Genomic DNA, 21,504 nt, shown 5'->3' on the forward strand with positions numbered 1-21,504 from the left:
CGGCGGGAGCACCCGGGTCCGGGGCAGAGCACGACTCCGCGCGGGACCACCTGCTGGCACCCTCGCCGCGTGGCCTCCGCGGCGGGATGGGCAGCGACGACGGCCGGTGCCCTGCTCGTCCTGCTCGTGCTGCGGGACATCGTGCACACGCTGTGGCACCCCAGCGGCCGCCGCGGACTGAGCCGGCGGCTCATGCAGGCGGTCTGGCGGGCCGGCCGCGGAGCGCGCCACCGGTCCGCGGCGGGGTTCCTCGGCGGGCCGATGGCGATGGTCGTCGTCGTCCTGGTCTGGATCGCGCTGCTGGTGACCGGCTGGACCCTCGTCTACTGGCCGCACCTGCCGCACGGCTTCGTCTACGGCAGCGGGCTGGAGTCCGGCCGCAGCGGCGTGCTCGACGCCGTCTACCTGTCCCTGGTCACCCTGGCCACGCTCGGCTTCGGCGACATCGTCCCCGAGAGCCCGTGGCTGCGGATCGCCGTCCCGGTGCAGGCCCTCGTCGGCTTCGTCCTGCTGACCGCGGCGGTGACCTGGGTGCTGCAGGTGTACCCGGCGCTGAGCCGGCGGCGGGCCCTGGCGCTGCGGCTGTCCCTGCTCGGGCGGGCGGCGCTGCCCGCGGCGGACGCCGACGCGGGCCTGGTGCGCGAGGTCGCCGTCGACCTGGCGCAGGTGCGGGTCGACGTGACCCAGCACGCCGAGACGCACTACTTCCGCGACGTCGACCCCGAGACGGCGCTGCCGCTGCAGCTGCCGGTCGCGCTGGCGCTGGCGGAGGCGGCCGGCCGCTCGGCCGACCCGCAGGTCCGCACGGCCGCCGCGCTGCTGGGCCTCGCGCTCGAGGACCTCACCGGCGTGCTCGACCGGCAGTTCCTCCACCGCGGCGGGGACGTGCGGGCCCGGGTCGCGGCCTACGCCGACGACCACGGCCACCCGCCCGACGGGGCACGCCCGGTTCGGCCGGGTGACGGGGGGTAACCCCGCCGCGGGTCGAGCCGCGGCCCCGCAGCCCCGGCTCCCGGAGGTCCCGCAGACGTGTCCGACACGCCCACCCCCGAGCTGCAGACCGTGCCGCCCGGCCTGTACGACCTGGTCACCTACTCGCTCGCCGGCGCGGGCCTCGCCCTGGTCGCCTACCTCCTCTACTCGTGGACCAGCCGGGACGAGGTCGGCGCCCGCTACCGCCCCGCCGTGCTCGCCGGCCTGTGCATCGCGGGCGTCGCGGCCCTGTCGTACCTGGTGCTGTACCTGAAGTGGGACACCGGCTTCGACCTGCAGGACGGCGTCTACGTGCCGAACGCCGAGGCGCGCGCGACGCTGTACCCGCGGTACGCCGACTGGTCGGTGACCGTCCCGCTGCTGACCGCGGAACTGCTGGCCGTCTGCTCGCTCACCGGGGCCCGGGCGCGCACCCTGCGGTTCACCACGATGGCCGCGGCCTTCCTCATGATCCTCACCGGCTTCCTCGGCAGCCAGGTGCTGGCCCAGGGCCGCGACGTCGGCGCGCTGGTGCTGTGGGGCTGCATCAGCACCGTCTTCTGCGCCTACCTGTACGTCGCGCTGATCGGCGCCGTCCGCTCCTCGACCGCGTCGATGAGCGTCGAGGCCGGGACCAGCCTGCGCAACGCGGCCGTCGTGCTGCTGGCCGCCTTCGGCGTCTACCCGCTGGTCTACGCGGTCCCGGTGTTCGTCGACGTCACGCCCGCGTGGCTGACCGGCGTGCAGGTGGCCTACTCCGCCGCCGACGTGCTGGCCAAGGTCGGCTTCGGCGTGCTGGTGCACAAGGTGGCCAAGCTGCGCACCGCCGAGGACGTCGCCGCCGGCGTCGACACCCACCCCCGGTCGGTGTGGGTGAGCAACGTGCACCAGAGCGAGGCGGTGCTGCCGGGCACGCAGACCGAGCACCGCAGCACCCGCTTCGAGGACAACACCGTCTTCGACGCCCCGGTGTTCGCCACGCACCCGGCCTACCCGCACGAGCACCACGAGGTCGAGCACCTGCCCGGGCGGGACCCCGGCAGCCGGGTCTCGGCCGGCCGGTACGGGACGGCCTGGACGGCCGACCGGACCTGAGCGTGCCGTCGCCCGCCGGTCCGGTCGCCGCCCCCACGCGGGCCGCCACCGCCGTCTCGCTGACCGCGGTGGCGGCGGCGGTCGCCGTCGAGGTCACCGTCGGCTGGGGCGACCTGGCCTGGCTGCCGCTGGTGGCGGGTCTCCTGCTGGGCCTCCCGCACGGGGCGGTCGACCACCGGGGAACCGGCGGGCGGCTGCCGCGCCGGGCGCTGGTCGCCCTCGGCTACGCCGCCGTGGCCGCCGCCGGGTGGCTGCTGTTCCGGGCGGCGCCGGGGCCGGCGCTGGTCGTCTTCGTGCTCGTGTCGACCTGGCACTTCGGCACCGGGGAGACCGCCTTCGCCGATCTGCGGGCCGGCCGGCCCGTGCACCGGCAGGCGACGGCGTCCGTGGTGCTGGGCGCGCTCGTCCTGCTCGTCCCCCTGGCCCGCGGGGCGGAGGGGGCCGCGCCGGTCGTGGCCGCGGTCGTGCCCGGGAGCAGCGGCGTCCTGCCGGCCGCCGTCGTCGCGACGGTGCTGGTCACGGTGCTCCCGGCGGCCGCCGCGCTGGCCGCCGAGCGGCTGCTGGCCGGCCGGTGGCTGGAGGCCGCCGAGGTCGCCGTGCTGCTGGTGCTCGTCCTGGTCGTCCCGCCGTTCGCGGCCTTCGGCGTGTGGTTCGGCTGCTGGCACGCCGTCCGCCACGTGGCCCGCCTCGTCGCCGTCGACCCGGCGAACGCGGACGACCTGGCCCGCGGGCGGCTCGGCGCGCCGCTGCGCCGGTTCGCCGCCGCCGCGGCGCTGCCCACCCTCGCCGTGCTCGCCGCCCTGGCGCTGCTGTGGCCGGCCGCGGGAGGCTGGCGCGGGTCCCTGGCCACCGCCCTGCCCGTCCTGGCGGCGCTCACGCTCCCGCACGCGCTCGTCGTCGCCCGGCTCGACCGGACGGCGCGCCGGGACCCGCCGCCCGGGACGGCGCCCGCCGCCCCGGCCCCACGCAGGGAACGGAGACCGACGTGACCGTCGCCGCGCAGATGCTCGACACCTACCCGGCCGACCTCGGCGGCATCGACCGCGAGCGGCTCGCCGCCTGCATCGAGGCGTGCGTCGAGTGCGCGCAGTCGTGCACCGCGTGCGCCGACGCCTGCCTGTCCGAGGAGATGGTCGCCGAGCTGCGGAAGTGCATCCGCACGAACCTGGACTGCGCCGACGTCTGCGAGGCGACCGGGCGGGTGCTGTCCCGGCACACCGGCTACGACGCGAACCTCACCCGCACCGTCCTCGAGGCGTGCGCCGCCGCCTGCCGCGCCTGCGGCGACGAGTGCGCCTCGCACGCGGAGATGCACGAGCACTGCCGGGTCTGTGCCGAGTCCTGCCGGCGCTGCGAGCAGGCCTGCCGCGACCTGGTCGCCACCCTCGGCTGACCGGACCGCGGGCGCGTGGCAGCGTGTGCGCCCGTGGTGAACGTCCTCTCGATCCAGTCGCACGTCGCCTACGGCCACGTCGGCAACTCCTCGGCCGTCTTCCCGCTGCAGCGCCTCGGCATCGAGGTCTGGCCGGTGCACACCGTCCAGTTCTCCAACCACACCGGCTACGGCGCGTGGACCGGCCGGGTGTTCGACGGCCAGGCGATCGAGGAGGTCGTCGACGGCATCGCCGACCGCGGCGTGCTCGGCACCGCCGACGCCGTCCTGTCCGGCTACCTCGGCTCGGCCGACATCGGCCACGCCGTGGTCGGCACGGTCGGGCGGGTGCGCGCGGCCAACCCCGACGCCGTCTACGCCTGCGACCCGGTCATCGGCGACGTCGGCCGCGGCGTGTTCGTGCGGCCGGGCATCGAGGAGTTCATGCGCGAGGTCGCCGTCCCCGCGGCCGACGTCGTCACGCCCAACCACTACGAGCTCGACCTGCTCGCCCGGACGACGACCCGCACCCTCGCCGAGGTGCAGGACGCCGTCGCCGCGGTGCAGGCGCTCGGCCCCCGGGTGGTGCTGACGACGTCCCTGGTCGCCGACGACACCCCCGACGACGCCGTCGACCTGCTCGCCTCCGAGGGCGGCCGGCACTTCCGCGTGCGCACGCCGCGGCTGTCGGTGTCGGTCAACGGCGCCGGCGACGCGATCGCGGCGCTGTTCCTCGCGCACTGGCTGGACACCCGCTCGGCCGGCGAGGCGCTCGGCCGGGCCGCGGCCAGCGTCTGGGGGCTGCTGCGGCGCACCGAGGAGGCCGGCTCGCGGGAGATCCTGCTGGTCGCCGCCCAGGACGAGTTCGTGTCCCCGTCGCGCACCTTCCCCGTCGACGAGGTGTGACGGCGGACCACCCTCCTCCTCACCCAGCGGGCGGGCGCGCGCCGACCTAGCGTCCCCCCGTGGACCTGTTCCGGACGAAGTCGGTGGAGGCCGTCCGCGCGGACGCCGGGAGCGACGAGGGGGCGCCCGACCGCGGCGGGCACCTGCGCAAGCGGCTGTCCGCCCGGCACCTGGTCGGGTTCGGCATCGGCATCGTCATCGGCACCGGGATCTTCACGCTCACCGGCGTGACGGCGAAGAACAACGCCGGCCCGGCGGTGGTGGTCTCCTTCGCCATCGCCGGCGTGGTCGCCCTGCTCGCGGCGGTCTGCTACGCCGAGCTGGCCTCCGCCGTGCCGACGGCGGGCAGCGCGTACACCTACACCTACGCCACGGTCGGCGAGGTCGTCGCGTGGATCATCGGCTGGGACCTGTTCCTCGAGTTCGCCCTGGGCGCGGCCGTGGTCGCCCGCGGCTGGTCGGGCTACGTCGGCAACCTGCTGGACCTGCCGCCGTCGATGTTCGGCGAGACGGCCACCGTGAACGTCGGCGCGGCGTTCATCGTCGTCGTCCTGACGCTCGTGGCGGTGCTGGGCATCCGCGAGTCGGCGCGGGTCACCGGCGTGCTCGTCGTCGTCAAGGTCGCCGTCTGCCTGTTCGTGATCCTGGCCGGGGTCTGGTTCGTCCGCGGCGCCAACCTCACGCCGTTCGTGCCGCCGTCGCAGCCGGCCGAGAGCGGCAGCGGGCTGGCCCGGCCGCTCATCGAGGTGCTCGCCGGTCTGGAGCCGGTCGCGTTCGGCGTCGGCGGGGTGCTGACCGCGGCCGCCGTCGTCTTCTTCGCCTACACCGGCTTCGAGGCGGTGGCCAACCTGTCGGAGGAGACCCGGCGCCCGGCGCGGGACGTACCGCTCGGCCTGCTCGGCACCCTCGGGCTGGCCACCGCGCTCTACGTCGGCGTCGCGTTCGTCGTCGTCGGGATGGTGGAGTACACCGACATCGACGAGGGCGCGCCGATCGCCGACGCGTTCGACCAGGTGGGGCTGGGCTGGGCGTCGTCGCTGGTGTCGATCGCCGCGGTGGCCGGGCTGACCTCGGTGATCCTGGTCGACCTGATCACCATCGGCCGGATCGGCTTCGCCATGGGCCGCGACGGGCTGCTGCCGCCGGCGGTGGCCCGGGTCAGCCCGCGCACCGGCGTCCCGGCGCGGGTCACGCTGCTGTTCGCCGTCCTGGTGCTGGTGCTGGCGACGTTCGTGCCGCTCGGGACGCTGGCCGACCTGGTGAGCATCGGGACGCTGTTCGCCTTCCTGCTGGTGGCGGTCGCGGTGCCGGTGCTGCGCCGCACCCGCCCGCGGCTCGAGCGGCCCTTCCGGGTGCCGTTCTCCCCCGTGCTGCCGGTCGTCGCCGCGCTGGCCTGCCTCTACCTGATGCTCAACCTGAGCATCGAGACGTGGCTGCGCTTCCTGGCCTGGCTCGCGCTCGGGTTGCTGGTGTACGCCGCCTACGGCTACCGGCACTCCCGGGTGCGCGCGGCCGCCCGGGAGCGGGCCGCCGGGCGCGTGTGACGGCCGGCCGCCGCCGTGCCGGACACGCGTGCGACGGGCGGCCCGGGCGAGCACGATGGGGGCATGACCCCTGAGGAGCAGGCGCAGCAGGCCGCCGAGCGCGCGGAGGCGGCCGGCCGGCGCACCCGCGAGCTGGCCGACCGGCTGGTCCGGCTGCACTCGGGCCAGGTCCCGTCCGAGCTCGACGTCCGGGCGGCGAAGGAGGCGGCCGAGGACTCCGCCGCCCGTGCGGAGGCGGCCCACCGCCGCGCCGCCGCGCGGCACGAGCACTCCTCCCGGCTGCACGAGCGCACCGCCCGGCTGCACGACGACGCCGCCGACCGCGGGATCGGCGACGCCGCGGAGCACCGCCGCCGGGCGGCCCAGCACCGCGACGAGGCGGAGGAGGACCGGCGGCAGGCGGCCACCGACGCCGCCGCCGCGGCACGGGAGGGCTCGCCGTGAACACCGACCCGCTGCGGGACCGGCGCGTCGTCGACGACCTCGCCGAGCTCGCCGTCGCGCACGAGGAGCTGCGGGTCGCCGAGGAGGAGCTGCGCGCGCAGCAGGAGGAGATCGCCCGGCTGGTCGCGCGCTTCGACGACGAGCGCCGGTGGCACGAGCACGTCGCCGCCGTCCTGCCGGTCGGCCTGTTCGTCACCGACGGGGCGGGCAAGCTGGTGGAGGTCAACCCGGAGCTGGCCAGGCTGGCCGGGGTCTCCGTGCCCCGGCTCGCCGGCAAGCCGCTGACCGTCTACCTCGAGCCCCGGGACGTGCCCGGCCTGCGGGCGGCGATGCGCGCGCTCAGGTCGGGGCAGGTCGACGAGTACCGCGCCCCGGTCACCGTCCGCGGTCGCAGCGGCGCGAGCGCCGCGGGGCAGCTGTTCGGCGCGCCGGACGTGGTCGACCCGGACCCGCTGCGGGCGCGGATCCGCTGGGTCCTGGTCACCGACGACAGCGGCATCCCGCTCGGCCCGCCCGAGGCGCCCGGCGGCGCGCCCGCCGCCCGCGACGGGGAGGGCACGCCGGTCACGGTGGCGGAGGCGCTCACCCAGCTGACCCGGCTGGCCGGCACCGACGGGGACCGCCGGCAGCTGCTCGGCCGGATGGCGGCGCTCACCCAGAGCGCCGTCCCGGCGGCGAACTGGGTGAGCATTACCATCGGCTCCCCCACGGCGCCGCGGTTCCTCGGCAGCGACTCCACGGTCGCCCAGGAGGCCGACGGCCGGCAGATGCGCGCCGAGCAGGGACCGTGCCTGGACGCCGCCGCCACCGGCGAGGTCGTCGTCACCGGCGACCTGCGCACCGACCCCCGCTGGCCGGCGCTGGCCCGGCTGGCCGCGGTCGGCCCGGTGCGCAGCGTCCTCGCGGTGCCGATGGCGCTGACGGGCGAGCCGACCGGCGTGCTCAACGTCTACTCGTCCCGTGCCGACGCCTTCGGGTCCGCGGACCGGCGGATCGCCGAGCTGGTCGCGGTGGCGCTCGCGGCCGTGCTGCAGGAGGTCGGCGAGCGGGAGGCGCTGCACCGGCTCACCGCCAACCTCGAGCAGGCGCTGTCCACGCGAGCGGTGATCGACCAGGCCAAGGGCGTGCTCATGGGCCGGCTCGGCGTCGACGCCGAGGACGCGTTCGCCCGGCTGGTCACCCTGAGCAACCGGCTCAACGTCAAGGTCCGCGACCTCGCCCAGCTCGTGGTCGAGGGGCACGCCGACGAGGTGATCGCCGCCGCCCGGTGATCAGTCGACGGGGTCCATGAGGACGACGGCGCCGCCGCCCTGCCCGGCGCGGGGCGCGAAGGCGCTCACCGTCACCCGGACCTGCACCGGCCGCCCCCGCCGGTTGACCGCGCGCAGCTCGACGGTCTCGTGCGAGGGCTCCTCACCGGCCGCCTGCCGGCGCAGCAGCGGGTGCAGGGCCGACACCGGCAGGCCGATGTCGAGGTTGAGCAGGTACTGGCCGCTGACCTCGTCCTGGCGCAGGCCCCACAGGTCCTCGGCCGCGGCGTTCCACGCCAGCACCCGCAGGTCCCGGTCCACGACGACGACGCCGGCGCGGAAGCTGGAGAGCACGCCGGTCATGAACTCGTTGAGCGTGGCGACCTCGTCGGTGCTGGCGCGCAGCTCCTCGTTGGTCGTGTGGAGCTCGTCGTTCATCGACTGGAGCTCCTCGTTCATCGTCTCGAGCTCCTCGTTCGTGGACTGGAGCTCCTCGTTGGTGGTCTCCAGCTCCTCGACCGTCGACTGGAGCTCCTCGTTGGTGGTCTCCAGCTCCTCGTTGGTCGACTGCAGCTCCTCGTAGGCCGTCTCCAGCTGCCGGTTGGCGTACTCCAGCTCCCGCTGCAGCCGCCGGTAGGGGGTGACGTCCTCGAACACGACCGTGACGCCGAGCGGGGTGCCGTCCTCGCGGGACAGGGGCACCACCTGGACGTCGAAGACGAGGGCCTCCGTGCCCGCCTGGTGCCGCTCCACGCCGCGCAGCCACACGGCCCGCCGGCCGCCCACCGCCTCGGCGATCGCGCCGCGCAGCTCGACCGGGCGGTAGGACACCTCGAGGTCCTGGAACGGCCGGCCGACGTCGCGCTCGTCGACGTGGAACAGCCGCTGGGCGTGGTGGTTGACCAGGGCCAGCCGGCCGTCGGCGTCGAGGACCAGCTGCGCGCCCGGTGAGGAGAGCATCGCCTGGCGCCGCAGCCGGGACAGGTCGCCCGGCCCGCCGTCGAACTCGCTGCGCGGGACGGCCGGGGCCACCCGCCGCTCGGGCTGCCCTCCGCCGTCGCGCTTCCGGAAGAACCGGCGGGTGAGGTCGACCGGCACGAACAGCTGCGCGTGCGAGAGCAGCATCTCGGCCTTGCCGAGGAACAGCAGCCCGTGCGGGGCGAGCGCGAAGTGCAGCCGGCCGAGGATGCGGTTCTGCGTCTCCGCGTTGAAGTACATGAGCGTGTTGCGGCACAGCAGCAGGTCCACGTGCGAGATGGGCGCGTCCTGCACGAGGTCGTTGCGGCCGAAGATGACCGAGCGCCGCAGGTCCTTGCGGAAGGCGAACCGGCTGCCCTCCTGGGTGAAGTACCGCTCCACCTGCTCGGGGGTCAGGCCGGCCATCTCGCGCTCGGTGAACAGCGCCTGGCGGGCCTGGGCCAGCGCCTCCTCGTCGACGTCGGTGGCGTAGATCTTCACCCGCTCGCGGAACTCGTCGATGCCGAGCGCCTCGGCCAGCAGGATCGCCAGGCTGTACGCCTCCTGCCCGGACGCCGAGCCCGCGCTCCACACCCGGATCCGCGGTCCGGCGGAGGCCAGCAGGTCCGGCAGCAGCCGGTCGCGCAGGTGGTCCCAGGCCGGGCGGTCGCGGAAGAAGCTCGTGACGTTGATGAGGATCGTGTTGAACAGCGGCGCGAACTCGTCGGGGTGGACCTCGAGGAAGTCCTGGTACTCGGTGACCGACGTCGTGCCGACCTCGGCCATGCGCCGGCGCACCCGGCGGACCAGGCTGGGCCGCTTGTAGCCGGTGAAGTCGAAGCCGCGCCGCTCGCGCAGGTACACCAGCAGCGACTCGAAGTCGGGGTCCAGGCCCGCGGCGGCGTCGCTGAAGGCGTCGGGCCCGCCGTCGTCGGGCTCGGTGTCGTCGACCAGCAGGCCGTCGTCCTCCGCCGGGTCACCGGCGGGCAGGTCGTCGGTCGTCACGTCGCCTTCGCCGGGATCGGGGGTCGTCCCGTCGTCGGTCACGGGGTCCAGGTCCCGCCGTCTCTCCTCGGCCACCGGTCAGGCCCCCGTCGCGCCCTCGGCGGGGTCGCCGAGCCTGTCGTCGACCTGGTCCGGGAGGCCCTCGCCGTTGAGCGCACCACGTTCGAGGAGGTCCCGCAGCAGCGAGGCGGCCCCGAGCGCCTCGTCGTGCCGGCGCCGGAAGGCGAGCGCGCTGTGCCGGTGCCCGCTGTCCTCCGCGCGCAGGCCCATGCGCAGGCTGAGCGCGGCCCGCTCCTCCAGGCCGCGCAGCGCCATCCACAGCGCGCCCTCCAGCGCCTCCGCCTGCTCGGCGGCCAGCGCCTCGGGCGACCAGGCGTGGCCGACCCGGCACCGGTACCGCTCCAGGCCGCCCTCGTCGATCGAGAACAGCGCGCCGTGGCAGCTGGGGCAGCCGAAGCCCGACGGCGTCCCCGGCCGCGTGTCCTCGTCCATCGCCTCGCCGTCGAGTCGCGCCATGTCCGTCTCCGTCGTCATGAGGTGGGTGGTTGCCGGGGCGACGGCGTCGACCTCCTCGCGCACCAGCCGGTCCAGCAGCTTCGGCAGCTCGGCGAGCCCGGCGACGTGGTCGGCCCCGCCGACCTCCACCGCGTGCAGCGGCATGCTCGGGTAGAGGGCCTCCTCCGGGTCCTGCGCGATCGCCGCGCCGCCCCGGCCGCGGACGGCGATCGTGCCCGCGGTGCCGTCGTCGAGCGCACCGGACAGGACGACCGAGACCACCCGGGGGCCGTGCGCGCGGGCGGCCGAGCGGAACAGGACGTCGACGGCCGGCCGGTGGCCGTTCTCCCGCGGTCCCCGCGAGAGCTGCAGGTGGCCGTCGGCCACCATCAGGTGCCGGTCGGGCACGGCGACGACGACCGTGCCGGCCTCCAGCCGCATCCCGTCCCGGGCCGCGGCCACCGGCAGCGCCGACACCCGCCCGAGGATGGCCGGCAGGGCGCTGCGGCCGCTGGAGGGCATGTGCAGCACCACCAGGACCGCGGCGGGCAGGTCCCGGGGGAGGCCGGCGAGCAGGTCGCGCAGCGCCTCGACACCGCCGGCCGAGGCGCCGATCACCACCAGGTCCCGGTGCATCCGGTACCGCCTCCTCCCGTGCTGGGCGCGCTCCCGGCTCACAGGGGCGTCACCGGAACGGTAGTTGCCTCCCGGTCGGCTGACCGCGTGGCGTGCGCGGGTCGACCGCGAGGATGTCGCCATGGACCTCAACGCCGACCTCGGGGAGTCCTTCGGTGCGTGGACCCTCGGCGACGACGCCGCGATGCTGCAGGTGGTGACCAGCGCGAACGTCGCCTGCGGCTTCCACGCCGGGGACCCGCTGACGCTGCGGCGGGTGTGCGCGCAGGCCGCCGACGCCGGCGTCGCGATCGGCGCGCAGGTGTCCTACCGGGACCTCGCCGGCTTCGGCCGCCGGTTCCTCGACGCCGCGCCCGACGAGCTCGCCGCCGACGTGCTCTACCAGCTCGGCGCGCTCGACGGCCTGGCGCGCGCGGCGGGCACGCGGGTGCGCTACGTCAAGCCGCACGGGGCGCTGTACAACGCGGTCGTGGCGCACGAGGAGCAGGCCGCGGCCGTGGTCTCCGCCGTCGCGGCGTACGACCGGGCCCTGCCCGTGCTGGGGCTGCCGGGCTCGGCGTTCCTGCGGCTGGCCGGTGAGGCGCGGCTGCCCACGGTGGCCGAGGCGTTCGCCGACCGCGCCTACACCCCGGCCGGCACGCTGGTCCCCCGCCGGCAGCCGGGTGCGCTGCTCACCGACGCCGCCGAGATCGCCCGGCGGTGCGTGGCGATGTCCGCCGGGGAGCCGGTGACCGACGTCGAGGGCGGCCCGCTGGTGCTGGCGCCGGACTCGATCTGCGTGCACGGCGACACCCCCGGCGCGGTGGCGATCGCCCGGGAGGTCCGCGCCGCGCTCACCGCCGCCGGCGTCGCGCTGGCGCCGTTCGCCTGATGCGCGTCCTGCCGAGCGGGTCGGCCGCGCTGCTGGTCGAGCTCGACGACCTCGACGCCGTCCTCGGGTTCTCCGCCGCGCTGCGCGACCGGGCGCTGCCGGGCGTCGTCGACGTCGTCCCGGCCGCGCGGACGGTGCTGGTGGTGGCCGACGGGGACCTCGCCGACGTGCGGGCCGCGCTGGAGCGGCTGCCGTGGCGGCCGGGCCGGGCGGGCAGCGGCGAGCGGGTCGAGCTGCCGGTCCGCTACGACGGCGCCGACCTCGCCGACGTCGCGGAGCTGCTGGGCACCGACCCCGCCGGCGTCGTCGCGGCGCACAGCGGGCGGGAGTGGACCGTGGCGTTCTGCGGGTTCTCCCCCGGCTTCGGCTACTGCGTCCCCGACGCCGGCCCCTGGGACGTGCCGCGGCTGGCCACCCCGCGCACCCGGGTGCCGGCCGGGTCCGTGGGGCTGGCCGGCGGGTTCACCGGGGTGTACCCGAGCGCGTCGCCGGGCGGGTGGCGGCTGGTCGGGCGCACCGACGTCCCGGTCTTCGACCTGGCCCGCGACCCGGCCGCGCTGCTGCGCCCGGGCGTGCGGGTGCGGTTCGTGCCGTGCTGACCGTGCTGTCCCCCGGCCCGCTGACCACGGTGCAGGACCGCGGGCGGCCGGGGCTCGGCGGGATCGGCGTGGGCCGGTCGGGGGCGGCGGACCGCGCCGCGGCCGCGCTGGCGAACCGGCTGGTGGGCAACGACCCCGCGGCCGCGGTGCTGGAGGCGACCCTCGGCGGGCTGGCGGTGCGCGCCGACGCCGACCTGCTCGTCGTCACCACGGGCGCGCGGTGCCCGGGGTCGCCGGTGCACGACGCACCCGGCCTGCTCCGCGCCGGGGCGACGCTGGCGCTCGGGACCCCGGCCGCGGGGCTGCGCACCTACCTCGCCGTCCGCGGCGGGATCGCCGTCCCGCCGGTGCTGGGCTCGCGGTCGACCGACGTGCTCTCCGGCCTGGGCCCGGCGCCGCTGCGCGCCGGGGACGTCCTGCCGGTCGGGGACGCCGCCGGCCCGCCGCCCGGCGTCGACGTGGCGCCGGTCGCCGACCCGCCCGCCGGGGAGGTGACCGTGCGGCTGCTGCCCGGCCCGCGCGCCGACTGGCTGAGCTCCTCGGCCCGGGACGCGCTGGGATCGGCCGCGTGGACGGTCACCGCGGAGAGCAACCGGGTGGGGCTGCGGCTGGCCGGCCCGCGGCTGGACCGCGCGGTCGAGGGGGAGCTGCCCAGCGAGGGGCTGGTCCGCGGCGCGGTGCAGGTGCCGCCGTCGGGGCAGCCGGTGCTGTTCCTCGCCGACGCGCCGGTGACCGGCGGCTACCCGGTGGCCGGCTACGTCGCCGACGACGACGTCGACCGCTGCGCGCAGCTGCGCCCCGGGCAGGTGCTGCGGCTCCGCCCCTAGCGCCGGTCGCGCAGCAGCGTGACGTCGACGACGAGGGTGCGGAACGGGTTGGGCAGGCCGAGCGCGGCGGCGCGCTCCGGGTCGTCGACCTCGGGCACGTCCCGGACCAGGCTCTCCTTGACCCCGAACACCGCGTCGGAGTCGAGGTAGGGCGAGTCGGCGACGAACACGTGCGTGGTCACCGGCCGGTACCCGGGGGCCGCGGCGATGACGTGCAGGTGCGCGGGGCGGTTCGGGTGCCGGCCGGTGGCGGCGAGCAGCTGCCCGACCGGGCCGTCGTCCGGGATCGGGTACCAGCGCGGCACGACCGAGCGGAACCAGAAGCGGCCGTCGTCGTCGGCGGTGAACAGCCCGCGCAGGTTGCCCGGCGGCTGCACGTCCGGCTGCTGGACGTCGTAGAAGCCGTCCGCGTTGGCCTGCCAGACGTCGACGGTGGCGCCGGCCAGCGGCTCGCCGTCCGGGCCGCTGACCCGTCCGGACACCAGGCACGGGGTGCCCTTGCCGTCGAGGGCGATGTCGTCGCCGAGCCGCCGCTCCGGCGACGCGACCTGGTGGAAGGGGCCGAGCACGGTGGACTCGGTCCCGGTGCCGCCGCTGCGGTGGTTGATCGTCTCCACCAGCATCGAGACCCCGAGGACGTCGGACAGCAGCACGAACTCCTGGCGCACGGCGTCGCTGGTGTGCCCGGTGCGGGTGAGGAAGTCGATCGCCGCGGCCCACTCCGCCTCGGTGAGCTCGACGTCCTTGACGAAGGCGTGCAGGTGACGGACCAGCGACGTCACCACCTGCCGCAGCCGGGGGTCCGGGGTGCCCGCGAAGCTGGCGGCGACGACGTCGGCCGAGCGCTCCTCGCTGAACAGCTCGTGCATGCGGGCCACTCTCCCGGGGCCGTGCACCTCCGCGGAACTGCACGGCCCCGGGCGCTCAGAACGGGTAGGCGGGCAGGTCGCCGCGCACGGTGACCCACTGGGTCTCGGTGAACGCCTCGATGTTGGCCTGCGGGCCGCCGTGCCGGGAGCCGGTGCCGGACGCCCCGACGCCGCCGAACGGGGCGACCGCCTCGTCGTTGACCGTCTGGTCGTTGATGTGCACCAGGCCCGACGGGATGCGCTCGGCCAGCTCGAGGCCGGCGTAGACGTCGCGGGTGAGGATGCCCAGGCTCAGGCCGTACTCGGTGCCGGCAGCCAGCTGCGTGACCTCGTCGAGGCTGGAGAACGGCGTCACCGGGGCGACCGGGCCGAAGATCTCCTCCTGGTAGGCCGGGTGGTCGATGGCGACGCCGCCGAGGACGGTCGGCCGGTAGAACAGACCCTCGTAGGTGCCGCCGGTGCGCACGGTGGCCCCCTGGTCGACGCTCGCGGTGACCAGGCCGTGCACGCGGTCGCGCTGGCCGGCGTCGATGAGTGGCCCCATCGCCACCTGCTCGCGGAACGGGTCGCCGACCGGCAGCTTCTCGACCTTCTCGGTGAGGACGGCGGTGTACTCCTCGGCGATCGACTCGTGCACCAGGTGCCGGCTGGTCGCCATGCAGATCTGGCCCTGGTGGCTGAAGGTGCCCCAGGCGCCCACGCTGGCGGCCGCGGTGACGTCGACGTCGGGCAGCACGATCAGGGCGGAGTTGCCGCCGAGCTCGAGGTGCGCCCGCTTGAGGTGCTGGCCGGCGAGCGCGCCGACGATCCGGCCGGCCTTCGTGGAGCCGGTGAACGCGATGACCCGCACCTGCGGCGCGGTGACCAGCGCCTCGCCGACGTCGGCCCCGCCGGGCAGCACCTGGAAGACGCCGGCCGGCAGCCCGGCCTCCTCGAAGACGCGCGCGAAGACGGCGCCACCGGAGACGGCGGTGCGCGGGTCGGGCTTGAGGACGACGGCGTTGCCGAGCGCGAGCGCCGGGGCGATCGCGCGGATGGCGAGGATGGTCGGCACGTTGAACGGCGCGATCACGCCGACGACGCCGGCCGGGACGCGGCGGGCGAAGCTCAGCCGCGGCGCGCCGGTGCGCAGCAGTTCCCCGTAGGGGTGGCTGGGCAGCGCGGACGCCTCGTAGCACTCCTGGGCGCTGGTGTGGACCTGGAAGTCGCCGAACGGCTGGATCGCACCGGACTCCCGGGCCAGCCAGCCCTTGATCTCGTCGGCGTTGTCCTCGAGCACCTGGCCGGCCCGGCGCAGCACCCGCGCGCGCTCCTCGAACGGGGCGGCCGCCCACGCGCGCTGGGCTTCCGCCGCCCGCTCGGCCGCCGCGTGGACGTCCTCGGGGGTCGCCTTGCCGACCGGCGCGATGACGTCGCCGGTGGCCGGCTCCACCGCGTCGTAGGTGCCGCCGGACCCGTCGGTCCAGGCGCCGGTCCACACCTTGCCCTGCCATGCGCCGTCGTCCAGAAGTGCCACGTCGTCCCTCTTCTCGTCCCGCTGCTGGTCCCGCTGTTCCCCGTGCGCCTGCGATCCTCGCGGAGACGCCTCGTGAGCGCCGCGCAAGGGGTCGGCGAGATCTGTGGACAGGCCGTTGATCTGCGGATTCGTCTCACGGAAGGGTGTCTGATCGGCTAGGTTTCGATCATGTGTTCGGGTGAACTGAGCGGCGGCGACGTCCTCGACGACGTCGCCGCGCTGGTCGCCGAACGCAACCGGATCGACGCCCGGCTGACCCGCGCGGTGCGTGCCGCCGAGCTGGAGCAGGCGCCGGAGCGGGACGGGCTGAGGTCGATGGCCTCCTGGCTGCGCGGGCACTGCCGGCTGTCCACCGCGGAGGCGTCGCGGCTGGTGCGCAACGGCCGCGCCCTGGAGCACCTGCCGGCGCTGGCCGAGGCCCACGAGGCGGGATTGGTGTCGGCCGAGCAGGTCGCCGTCGCCGCCCGCGCCGTGACCCCCGAGCGGCTGGCCTCGGCTCTCGAGCAGGGCGTGGACCTGGCCGTGATCGACGCGGTCCTCACCGGCGTGGCGGTCGAGCGCGCGCACGCCGACCTGGTGCAGGTGGTGCAGCACTACTGCACCGACCTCGACCCCGACGGGCCCGAGCCGGACCCCACCGAGGGCCGGTCCTTGACGCTGGCCAGGCACGCCGACGGGTCGCTGTCCTTCCGCGGGCACCTGGATGCCGTGGGCGGGGAGAGGCTGCAGACCGCCCTGGAGGCGCACGTGCAGGCCGACCGCCCCGCCGGCGACGACCGCACCCGCGCCCAGCGCCTCGGCGACGCCCTGGTGCAACTGTGCGACAACGTCCTGGCGTCGGGATCGCTGCCTCAGCTGCGCGAACACAAGCCGCAGATCGCCGTCGTGATCGACCTGGCGGACCTGGTCGACCCGGCCGGAAGCCGCAACGCCGGGCGGATGGGGTTCGGGGCCACCATCTCCGCCGCCCGGGCCCGCTGGCTGGCCTGCGACGGGGCGGTGTCCCGGGTGGTGTTCGCGCCCGACGGCGCACCGCTGGACCTGGGCCGGGAGCAGCGGCTGATGAGCCGGCACATCCGCCGCGCCGCCGAACTCCGCGACGGCGGGTGCGTGTTCACCGGCTGCGGCGCCCCGACCTGGTGGTGCGACGTCCACCACCTGATCCACTGGATCGACGGCGGCGACACCAGCCTGGACAACTCAGCCCTGCTCTGCGAACGCCACCACACGAAGGTCCACCACGGCTTCCGCGTCGAGCGACAACCCGACGGCCGATGGCGCACCTGGCGGCCCGACGGCACCGAGATCACCACCCCGGCGCCCCTTCTCTCCTCCGCGGCCTGACCGCGCCCCGGGGGAGAGCCCCGGCGTGCCCGCCCGCCGTCAGGTCTCGGACCAGACGCCGAGCTGGTTTCCGCTCGGGTCGGTGAAGGAGAACCGGCGCCCGCCCGGGAAGGCGTACGGGCCGTCGACGACGCGGCCGCCGGCGCTCGTCACGGCGTCCACGGAGGCGTCCAGGTCGGCGGAGTAGAGCAGCACGAGCGGGCCGCCGGGACGGACCTCGTCGTCCAGGCGCAGGCCGCCCACCTCGGCCGCCGGGTCGCCCGGGTCCTGGATCCCGGCGTAGTCGGGGCCGTAGTCGGTGAACCGCCAGCCGAAGGCGTCGGCGTAGAAGCGCCGGGCCCGGTCGAGGTCGGTCACGGTGAGCTCGACGTAGTCGATGGCGTGGTGCCGGTGCTGGGACGAGGAGTCGGCCATGCGCGGCAGACTGCACCCGGGCGGTGACGGGACAGGGCGCCACCGAGAGGCGGGCGGCGACCGGGGCACTCCTCCCCGTGACGACTCACCGCGCCCGTCGAACGCGTCCGCGGCACGTCCCCGAACGGCCCGGGACCGCCCCGATCCCTACCTACCGTTCTGCTCATGAGGGCCGTGGGAGTGCAGGCGGGAGGGGCGTACCTGGACGGGATCCGGAGCCGGCTGCTGCTCGCGGTCCTCGTCGGCCTGGGTGCCGCGCTGTTCCACTACTGGCTGGACGACGAGGTGACCCCGACGGTCCTCGTCGGGCTCGTCACCGTCGCCGCGATCGCGCTCACGCCCAGTCCCGCGGAGCCCGCCGGGCGGGACTGAGGGCCCGGGTCAGCCGGCGCGCATCTCCTGGAGGATCGGTCCGGCGACCTTGAAGGCGTGGTTGGCGGCCGGAACGCCGGCGTAGACGGCGGCGTGCTGGATGACCTCGGCGATCTGGTCCTCGGTCAGGCCGTTGTGCACCGCGGCGCGCACGTGCAGCGCGAACTCGTCCCAGTGCCGCAGCGCGATGCAGATCGACAGCGTGGCGATGCTGCGCTCGCGCCGCTCGAGGCCCGGCCGCTGCCAGACGTCGCCCCACGCCACCCGGGTGATGAAGTCCTGGAACCCGGCGGTGAACGGCGTCGTGTTCGCCACCGCCCGGTCCACCCACGCGTCGCCGAGCACCTCGCGCCGGGTGCGCATCCCGGCGTCCCGGCGGGCGTCGTCCGAGTCCAGCGGCGCCCCGCTCACGCGTGACCCCCGGCGGCGTCGAGGTGGCCGAGCAGCGCGCCGGTGACCTCCAGCGGCTGCTCCAGGTTGGGCAGGTGCGCGCCCGGGCTCACCGACAGCAGCGAGGCGCCGGCGATCCCGTCGGCGATCAGCTGCTGGTGCGGCGGCGGCAGCGCCGGGTCCTCCGCGCCGGACACGACCAGCGTGGGCGCGGTGATCCGGGCGAGGTCCTCGCGGGCGTCGAAGTGCCCGACCGCCTCGCAGCAGTTGGCGTACCCCTCGTCGTCGGCGCCGGCGATCATCGCCTCCAGCCGCGCCACGAGGTCCGGGTGCTGCGCGGCGTAGCCCGGGGTCAGCCAGCGGCCCACGATCGCCGGCGCGAGCGGCGCCGTCCCGCCCGAGCGGGCCTGCACCGCCCGGTCGAGGAAGCCCTGCGGCTCCGGCTTCGCCGAGGTGCACAGCAGCGCCAGCCGGCCCACCCGCTCGGGCTCGCGCGCGGCCAGCCGCATCGCCGTCATCCCGCCCAGCGACAGCCCCACCACGTGCGCGCGCCGCACGCCGAGCCGGTCCAGCAGCGCGACGACGTCGTCGGCCAGGTCGTCGACCGTGTACGGCCCGGCCGGCGCGGGCGACTCCCCGTGCCCGCGGGTGTCGTAGGTGACCACGCGGTACCGCTCGGCCAGCGCCGGCACCTGCGGGTCCCACATCCCCCGGGTGGCGCCCAGCGAGTTGGACAGGACGACGACCGGCGCGCCGGCCGGCCCGTCCTCGGTGTAGCTGACCTCGACCGCGGTCACGGTGCCCCTTCCACCAGCTGCTCGTGCTCGGCCAGCGCGGCGTCCACCTGCGCGCCGGCCTCCCCCACGTCCGGCGTGGCCGCGGCGAGCACCGCGGCGACGTCGACGTCGGTCCGGGTGGCCACCACCTCGGCCAGCGTCCGGCCCGTCTCGCGCGCGTGGCGCGCGGCCTCCGCGGCCGCGTCGTGCGCCGCGCCCCGCCCCAGCGACGGCGTCAGCGCCTCGGCCAGCGCGCCGGCCAGCGATCCCTCGCCGGCCTCGGACACGGCCCCGGCCATCCGGCCGACGTCGGGCCGCAGCCCGCGCAGGCTCTCCGCCAGCCACGCTGCGGCCGACCCCACGGTGACCAGCAGGTCGGTCAGCGTCGGCCACTCGCTGTGCCACGCGCCGGCGGCCCGCTCGTGCTCCTGCTCCATCGCGCCCAGCAGCGTCGCCACGAGGCCCGGCGCGCGCCGCGCGCACGCCCGCGCCGAGATCGCCGCCACCGGGTTGCGCTTGTGCGGCATCGCCGAGGACCCGCCGCGACCCTCACCGGCCTCGGCGACCTCGGCCACCTCCGACTGGGCGAGCAGCACCACGTCGACGGCGACCGTCGCCACCACGCCCGCGGCCGCGCCGAGCGCCCCGGCGAGGTCGGCCACCGGCAGCCGCGTGGTGAACCACGGGACGGCGGGCGCGACCAGCCCCAGCTCCTCCGCCAGCGCCGCCCGCACCGCCACCCCGGCGCCGCGCGACGCCGCCAGCGTCCCGACCGCGCCGCCGTACTGCACCGGCAGCGAGGCGACCACCTCGGCCAGCCGCAGCCGCGCGCCGTCCAGCCCGGCGAGCCACGTGGCGGCCTTGAGCCCGAACGTCGTCGGCAGCGCCTGCTGCATGAGCGTGCGGCCGACGACCACGTCGTCGCGGTGCTCCCGCGCCAGCGCCGCGCAGGAGTCCGCCGCCGCGGCCAGGTCGGCGTCCAGCGTCGCCACCGCCCGCCGGGCGAGCAGCAGCAGGGCGGTGTCCAGCACGTCCTGGCTGGTGGCGCCCACGTGCACGGCGACGGCGTCGCGCTCCCCCACCACTGCCTGCAGCGCCCGCACCAGCGGCGGCACCGGGTTGCCGGCGTCCGCGGCGTGCGCGACGACGGCCGCGAGGTCCAGCCGCGAGGGGTCGGCGCAGGCGGCGGTCACCGCGTCGGCCGCCGTCGCGGGCACCAGGCCCGCCGCGGCGGCGGCGCGGGCGAGCGCCGCCTCGACCTCCAGCAGCGCGCGGAACCAGGCGTCGTCGGACACGGCCGCCGCCGCACCGCCCCGGGCGAAGGTGCCGGCGAACAGACCTGTCACGACGTCCTTCCTACCGGCGGCCGGCAGACCGAGCCCGCTCAGACGGCGAAGAAGACCGTCTCGCGGTCCCCCTGCAGGTGCACGTCGAAGCGGTAGCCGTCCTCGGCGGGCTGCGCGAGCAGCGTGGCCCGGCGGTCCTCCGGCAGCGCGGCCAGCACCGGGTCCGCCGCGTTGGCCTCGGCCTCGTCGGCGAAGTAGATCCGGGTGACGACGCGGTCGAGCAGGCCGCGGGCGAACACCGAGACGTCGACGTGCGGCGCCTGCAGACCGCCCTCGCCGTCGGGCACCCGGCCCGGCTTGAGGGTGAACACCGCGAACTCGCCGGACCGGGTCTGCGCGCGGGCGTACCCGCGGAAGCCGGGGTAGGTCGAGGGCCCGCGCGGGTCCTCCGGCGAGGCGAAGCGGCCGTCGGGGTCGGCCTGCCAGGTCTCGACCATCGCGTCGGGGACGACGTCGCCGGCGCCGTCGAGCACCCGGCCGCGGATCCAGAAGCCGCCCGGGGTGCCCTCGGCGGCGGCCCACTCGCCGTCCGGCCAGGTCAGGCCGATCGCGAGGTAGGGCCCGACGGTGGCGCTGGGGGTGGTGCCCAGCCGGAAGGGCCCGGTGAGGAAGCCGGTGCCGCGCTGCCCGGAACGGGGCTGGAAGGGCGTCGCCGGGTCCGGCGGCACGTCCAGCGGGTCCGCGCTCACGCCACGTCCCCGTCGTCGTCGGTCTCGAACGGCGTCTGCTCGGTGCCGCGCAGCACGATGTCCCACTCGAAGGCCAGCGCCCAGTTGTCCTGGGTGCGGTCGAGGGAGTACCGGCTGACCGCCCGGTGCCGGGCCGCCGGCGGGATCGCGTTGAAGATCGGGTCCTGGCCGAACAGCGGGTCGTCCGGGAAGTACATCTGGGTGACCAGGCGCTGGGTGAACGCCCGGCCGAACAGGCTGAAGTGGATGTGCGCCGGCCGCCAGGCGTTGTGGTGGTTGCCCCACGGGTAGGCGCCGGGCTTGATCGTCATGAACTCGTAGCGGCCCAGGCCGTCGGTGACCACCCGGCCCAGCCCGTCGAAGTGCGGGTCCAGCGGCGCGGGCCAGTTGTCGACGACGTGCCGGTAGCGGCCGGCCGCGTTGGCCTGCCACACCTCCACCAGCGCGCCGGGCACCGGGCGGCCGTCGCTGTCCAGCACCCGCCCGTACACGAGGATCCGCTGGCCGATGGCCTCGCCGCCGTTGCGCAGCGTCAGGTCGGCGTCCGACGGCAGCACCCGGTCCTCGCCGAGCACCGGGCCGGTGACCTCGGTGAGCCGGTGCGGCAGGTCCACGGGGGTGCGCAGCGGCGCGCGCAGCGCGGTGCTCCGGTAGTCCGGGAAGCCGACGGGCGTCCGCGTCCCGTCGGGTTCGCGCAGGTACCGCGGCAGGACGAGCCTGCCCTCCGACGTGGTCCCGGTCATACCGGGAACGTACGTCCGGGCGGCGACGGCGGGCGAGCGCCGGGTCCCGCCCAGCGGAAGGCGGCCGCCCGG

Annotated in this window: 23 protein-coding genes; 13 read left to right on the forward strand and 10 right to left on the reverse strand. The window is 76.3% G+C overall.

The window, feature by feature from the left end; genetic code table 11:
- Positions 1 to 69 precede the first annotated feature (69 nt).
- From ACI79B_RS12430 to ACI79B_RS12465, 8 genes are all read left to right on the forward strand, one after another.
- Positions 70 to 972, forward strand: a complete 903-nt coding sequence (locus ACI79B_RS12430) for a potassium channel family protein (protein ID WP_456927891.1) — start codon at positions 70 to 72, stop codon at positions 970 to 972.
- Positions 973 to 1,029: 57 nt separating this feature from the next.
- Positions 1,030 to 2,067 (forward strand): bacteriorhodopsin, encoded by a 1,038-nt coding sequence (locus ACI79B_RS12435; protein WP_456927892.1) that lies wholly within the window; start codon positions 1,030 to 1,032, stop codon positions 2,065 to 2,067.
- A 2-nt stretch (positions 2,068 to 2,069) separates the two neighbouring features.
- Positions 2,070 to 3,056: a beta-carotene 15,15'-dioxygenase, Brp/Blh family gene (locus tag ACI79B_RS12440; protein WP_456927893.1), complete on the forward strand. Its 987-nt coding sequence runs from the start codon at positions 2,070 to 2,072 to the stop codon at positions 3,054 to 3,056.
- On the forward strand, positions 3,053 to 3,460 hold the full coding sequence (locus ACI79B_RS12445; RefSeq protein WP_456927894.1) for a four-helix bundle copper-binding protein: 408 nt from the start codon (positions 3,053 to 3,055) through the stop codon (positions 3,458 to 3,460). The genes ACI79B_RS12440 and ACI79B_RS12445 overlap by 4 nt, the downstream gene beginning before the upstream one ends.
- A gap of 33 nt (positions 3,461 to 3,493) precedes the next feature.
- Positions 3,494 to 4,345 carry a pyridoxal kinase PdxY gene (gene pdxY / locus ACI79B_RS12450; protein WP_456927895.1) on the forward strand — a complete coding sequence of 284 codons (852 nt, stop codon included), beginning with the start codon at positions 3,494 to 3,496 and terminating at the stop codon, positions 4,343 to 4,345.
- Between the two features lie 59 nt (positions 4,346 to 4,404).
- On the forward strand, positions 4,405 to 5,889 hold the full coding sequence (locus ACI79B_RS12455) for an amino acid permease (protein WP_456927896.1): 1,485 nt from the start codon (positions 4,405 to 4,407) through the stop codon (positions 5,887 to 5,889).
- Between the two features lie 63 nt (positions 5,890 to 5,952).
- On the forward strand, positions 5,953 to 6,333 hold the full coding sequence (locus ACI79B_RS12460) for a hypothetical protein (protein WP_456927897.1): 381 nt from the start codon (positions 5,953 to 5,955) through the stop codon (positions 6,331 to 6,333).
- Entirely contained in the window at positions 6,330 to 7,604 is a 1,275-nt protein-coding gene (locus tag ACI79B_RS12465; protein ID WP_456927898.1) for an ANTAR domain-containing protein, read from the forward strand. Before ACI79B_RS12460 ends, ACI79B_RS12465 begins: the two co-directional genes overlap by 4 nt.
- Here ACI79B_RS12465 and ACI79B_RS12470 read toward each other — a convergent pair whose 3' ends face one another.
- Entirely contained in the window at positions 7,605 to 9,545 is a 1,941-nt protein-coding gene (locus tag ACI79B_RS12470; protein WP_456927899.1) for a CheR family methyltransferase, read from the reverse strand.
- Between the two features lie 78 nt (positions 9,546 to 9,623).
- Positions 9,624 to 10,676, reverse strand: a complete 1,053-nt coding sequence (locus ACI79B_RS12475) for a chemotaxis protein CheB (protein WP_456927900.1) — start codon at positions 10,674 to 10,676, stop codon at positions 9,624 to 9,626.
- A 121-nt stretch (positions 10,677 to 10,797) separates the two neighbouring features.
- Between ACI79B_RS12475 and ACI79B_RS12480 the strand changes: the two genes are divergently transcribed.
- From ACI79B_RS12480 to ACI79B_RS12490, 3 genes are read left to right on the forward strand one after another with little or no spacing between them, the layout of a single operon-like run.
- A complete protein-coding gene (locus ACI79B_RS12480) occupies positions 10,798 to 11,547 on the forward strand; it encodes a LamB/YcsF family protein (protein WP_456927901.1) in 750 nt (249 codons plus the stop codon).
- Positions 11,547 to 12,146 (forward strand): 5-oxoprolinase subunit B family protein, encoded by a 600-nt coding sequence (locus ACI79B_RS12485; protein WP_456927902.1) that lies wholly within the window; start codon positions 11,547 to 11,549, stop codon positions 12,144 to 12,146. The genes ACI79B_RS12480 and ACI79B_RS12485 overlap by 1 nt, the downstream gene beginning before the upstream one ends.
- Entirely contained in the window at positions 12,140 to 12,973 is an 834-nt protein-coding gene (locus ACI79B_RS12490) for a 5-oxoprolinase subunit C family protein (RefSeq protein ID WP_456927903.1), read from the forward strand. The genes ACI79B_RS12485 and ACI79B_RS12490 overlap by 7 nt, the downstream gene beginning before the upstream one ends.
- Here ACI79B_RS12490 and ACI79B_RS12495 read toward each other — a convergent pair.
- Positions 12,970 to 13,842 (reverse strand): intradiol ring-cleavage dioxygenase, encoded by an 873-nt coding sequence (locus tag ACI79B_RS12495; protein ID WP_456927904.1) that lies wholly within the window; start codon positions 13,840 to 13,842, stop codon positions 12,970 to 12,972. The genes ACI79B_RS12490 and ACI79B_RS12495 overlap by 4 nt on opposite strands.
- 55 nt (positions 13,843 to 13,897) lie before the next feature.
- The gene (locus ACI79B_RS12500; protein WP_456927905.1) at positions 13,898 to 15,358 is read right to left on the reverse strand and encodes a benzaldehyde dehydrogenase; all 1,461 of its coding nucleotides are present in this window, start codon (positions 15,356 to 15,358) and stop codon (positions 13,898 to 13,900) included.
- 168 nt (positions 15,359 to 15,526) lie between these two features.
- Between ACI79B_RS12500 and ACI79B_RS12505 the strand changes: the two genes are divergently transcribed.
- Positions 15,527 to 16,702: a DUF222 domain-containing protein gene (locus tag ACI79B_RS12505; RefSeq protein WP_456927906.1), complete on the forward strand. Its 1,176-nt coding sequence runs from the start codon at positions 15,527 to 15,529 to the stop codon at positions 16,700 to 16,702.
- 39 nt (positions 16,703 to 16,741) lie between these two features.
- Here ACI79B_RS12505 and ACI79B_RS12510 read toward each other — a convergent pair whose 3' ends face one another.
- Positions 16,742 to 17,116 carry a VOC family protein gene (locus ACI79B_RS12510; protein WP_456927907.1) on the reverse strand — a complete coding sequence of 125 codons (375 nt, stop codon included), beginning with the start codon at positions 17,114 to 17,116 and terminating at the stop codon, positions 16,742 to 16,744.
- Between the two features lie 165 nt (positions 17,117 to 17,281).
- Here ACI79B_RS12510 and ACI79B_RS12515 point away from each other — a divergent pair, with 165 nt between their 5' ends.
- Positions 17,282 to 17,488, forward strand: coding sequence for a hypothetical protein (locus tag ACI79B_RS12515; protein ID WP_456927908.1), 207 nt, complete (start codon positions 17,282 to 17,284; stop codon positions 17,486 to 17,488).
- A 9-nt stretch (positions 17,489 to 17,497) separates the two neighbouring features.
- Here the strand turns inward: ACI79B_RS12515 and pcaC are convergent, their stop codons facing one another.
- The 5 genes from pcaC to pcaH are packed head-to-tail and all read right to left on the reverse strand — an operon-like array spanning position 17,498 to position 21,432.
- Positions 17,498 to 17,899 (reverse strand): 4-carboxymuconolactone decarboxylase, encoded by a 402-nt coding sequence (pcaC, locus tag ACI79B_RS12520; RefSeq protein ID WP_456927909.1) that lies wholly within the window; start codon positions 17,897 to 17,899, stop codon positions 17,498 to 17,500.
- Positions 17,896 to 18,675 (reverse strand): 3-oxoadipate enol-lactonase, encoded by a 780-nt coding sequence (pcaD, locus tag ACI79B_RS12525; protein WP_456927910.1) that lies wholly within the window; start codon positions 18,673 to 18,675, stop codon positions 17,896 to 17,898. The genes pcaC and pcaD overlap by 4 nt, the downstream gene beginning before the upstream one ends.
- Positions 18,672 to 20,000 (reverse strand): 3-carboxy-cis,cis-muconate cycloisomerase, encoded by a 1,329-nt coding sequence (gene pcaB, locus ACI79B_RS12530; RefSeq protein WP_456927911.1) that lies wholly within the window; start codon positions 19,998 to 20,000, stop codon positions 18,672 to 18,674. The genes pcaD and pcaB overlap by 4 nt, the downstream gene beginning before the upstream one ends.
- A 38-nt stretch (positions 20,001 to 20,038) precedes the next feature.
- Positions 20,039 to 20,689, reverse strand: coding sequence for a protocatechuate 3,4-dioxygenase subunit alpha (pcaG, locus tag ACI79B_RS12535; RefSeq protein ID WP_456927912.1), 651 nt, complete (start codon positions 20,687 to 20,689; stop codon positions 20,039 to 20,041).
- Positions 20,686 to 21,432: a protocatechuate 3,4-dioxygenase subunit beta gene (gene pcaH, locus ACI79B_RS12540; RefSeq protein ID WP_456927913.1), complete on the reverse strand. Its 747-nt coding sequence runs from the start codon at positions 21,430 to 21,432 to the stop codon at positions 20,686 to 20,688. Before pcaH ends, pcaG begins: the two co-directional genes overlap by 4 nt.
- Positions 21,433 to 21,504 lie beyond the last annotated feature (72 nt).

The sequence above is a fragment of the Geodermatophilus sp. SYSU D00879 genome (assembly GCF_054050375.1).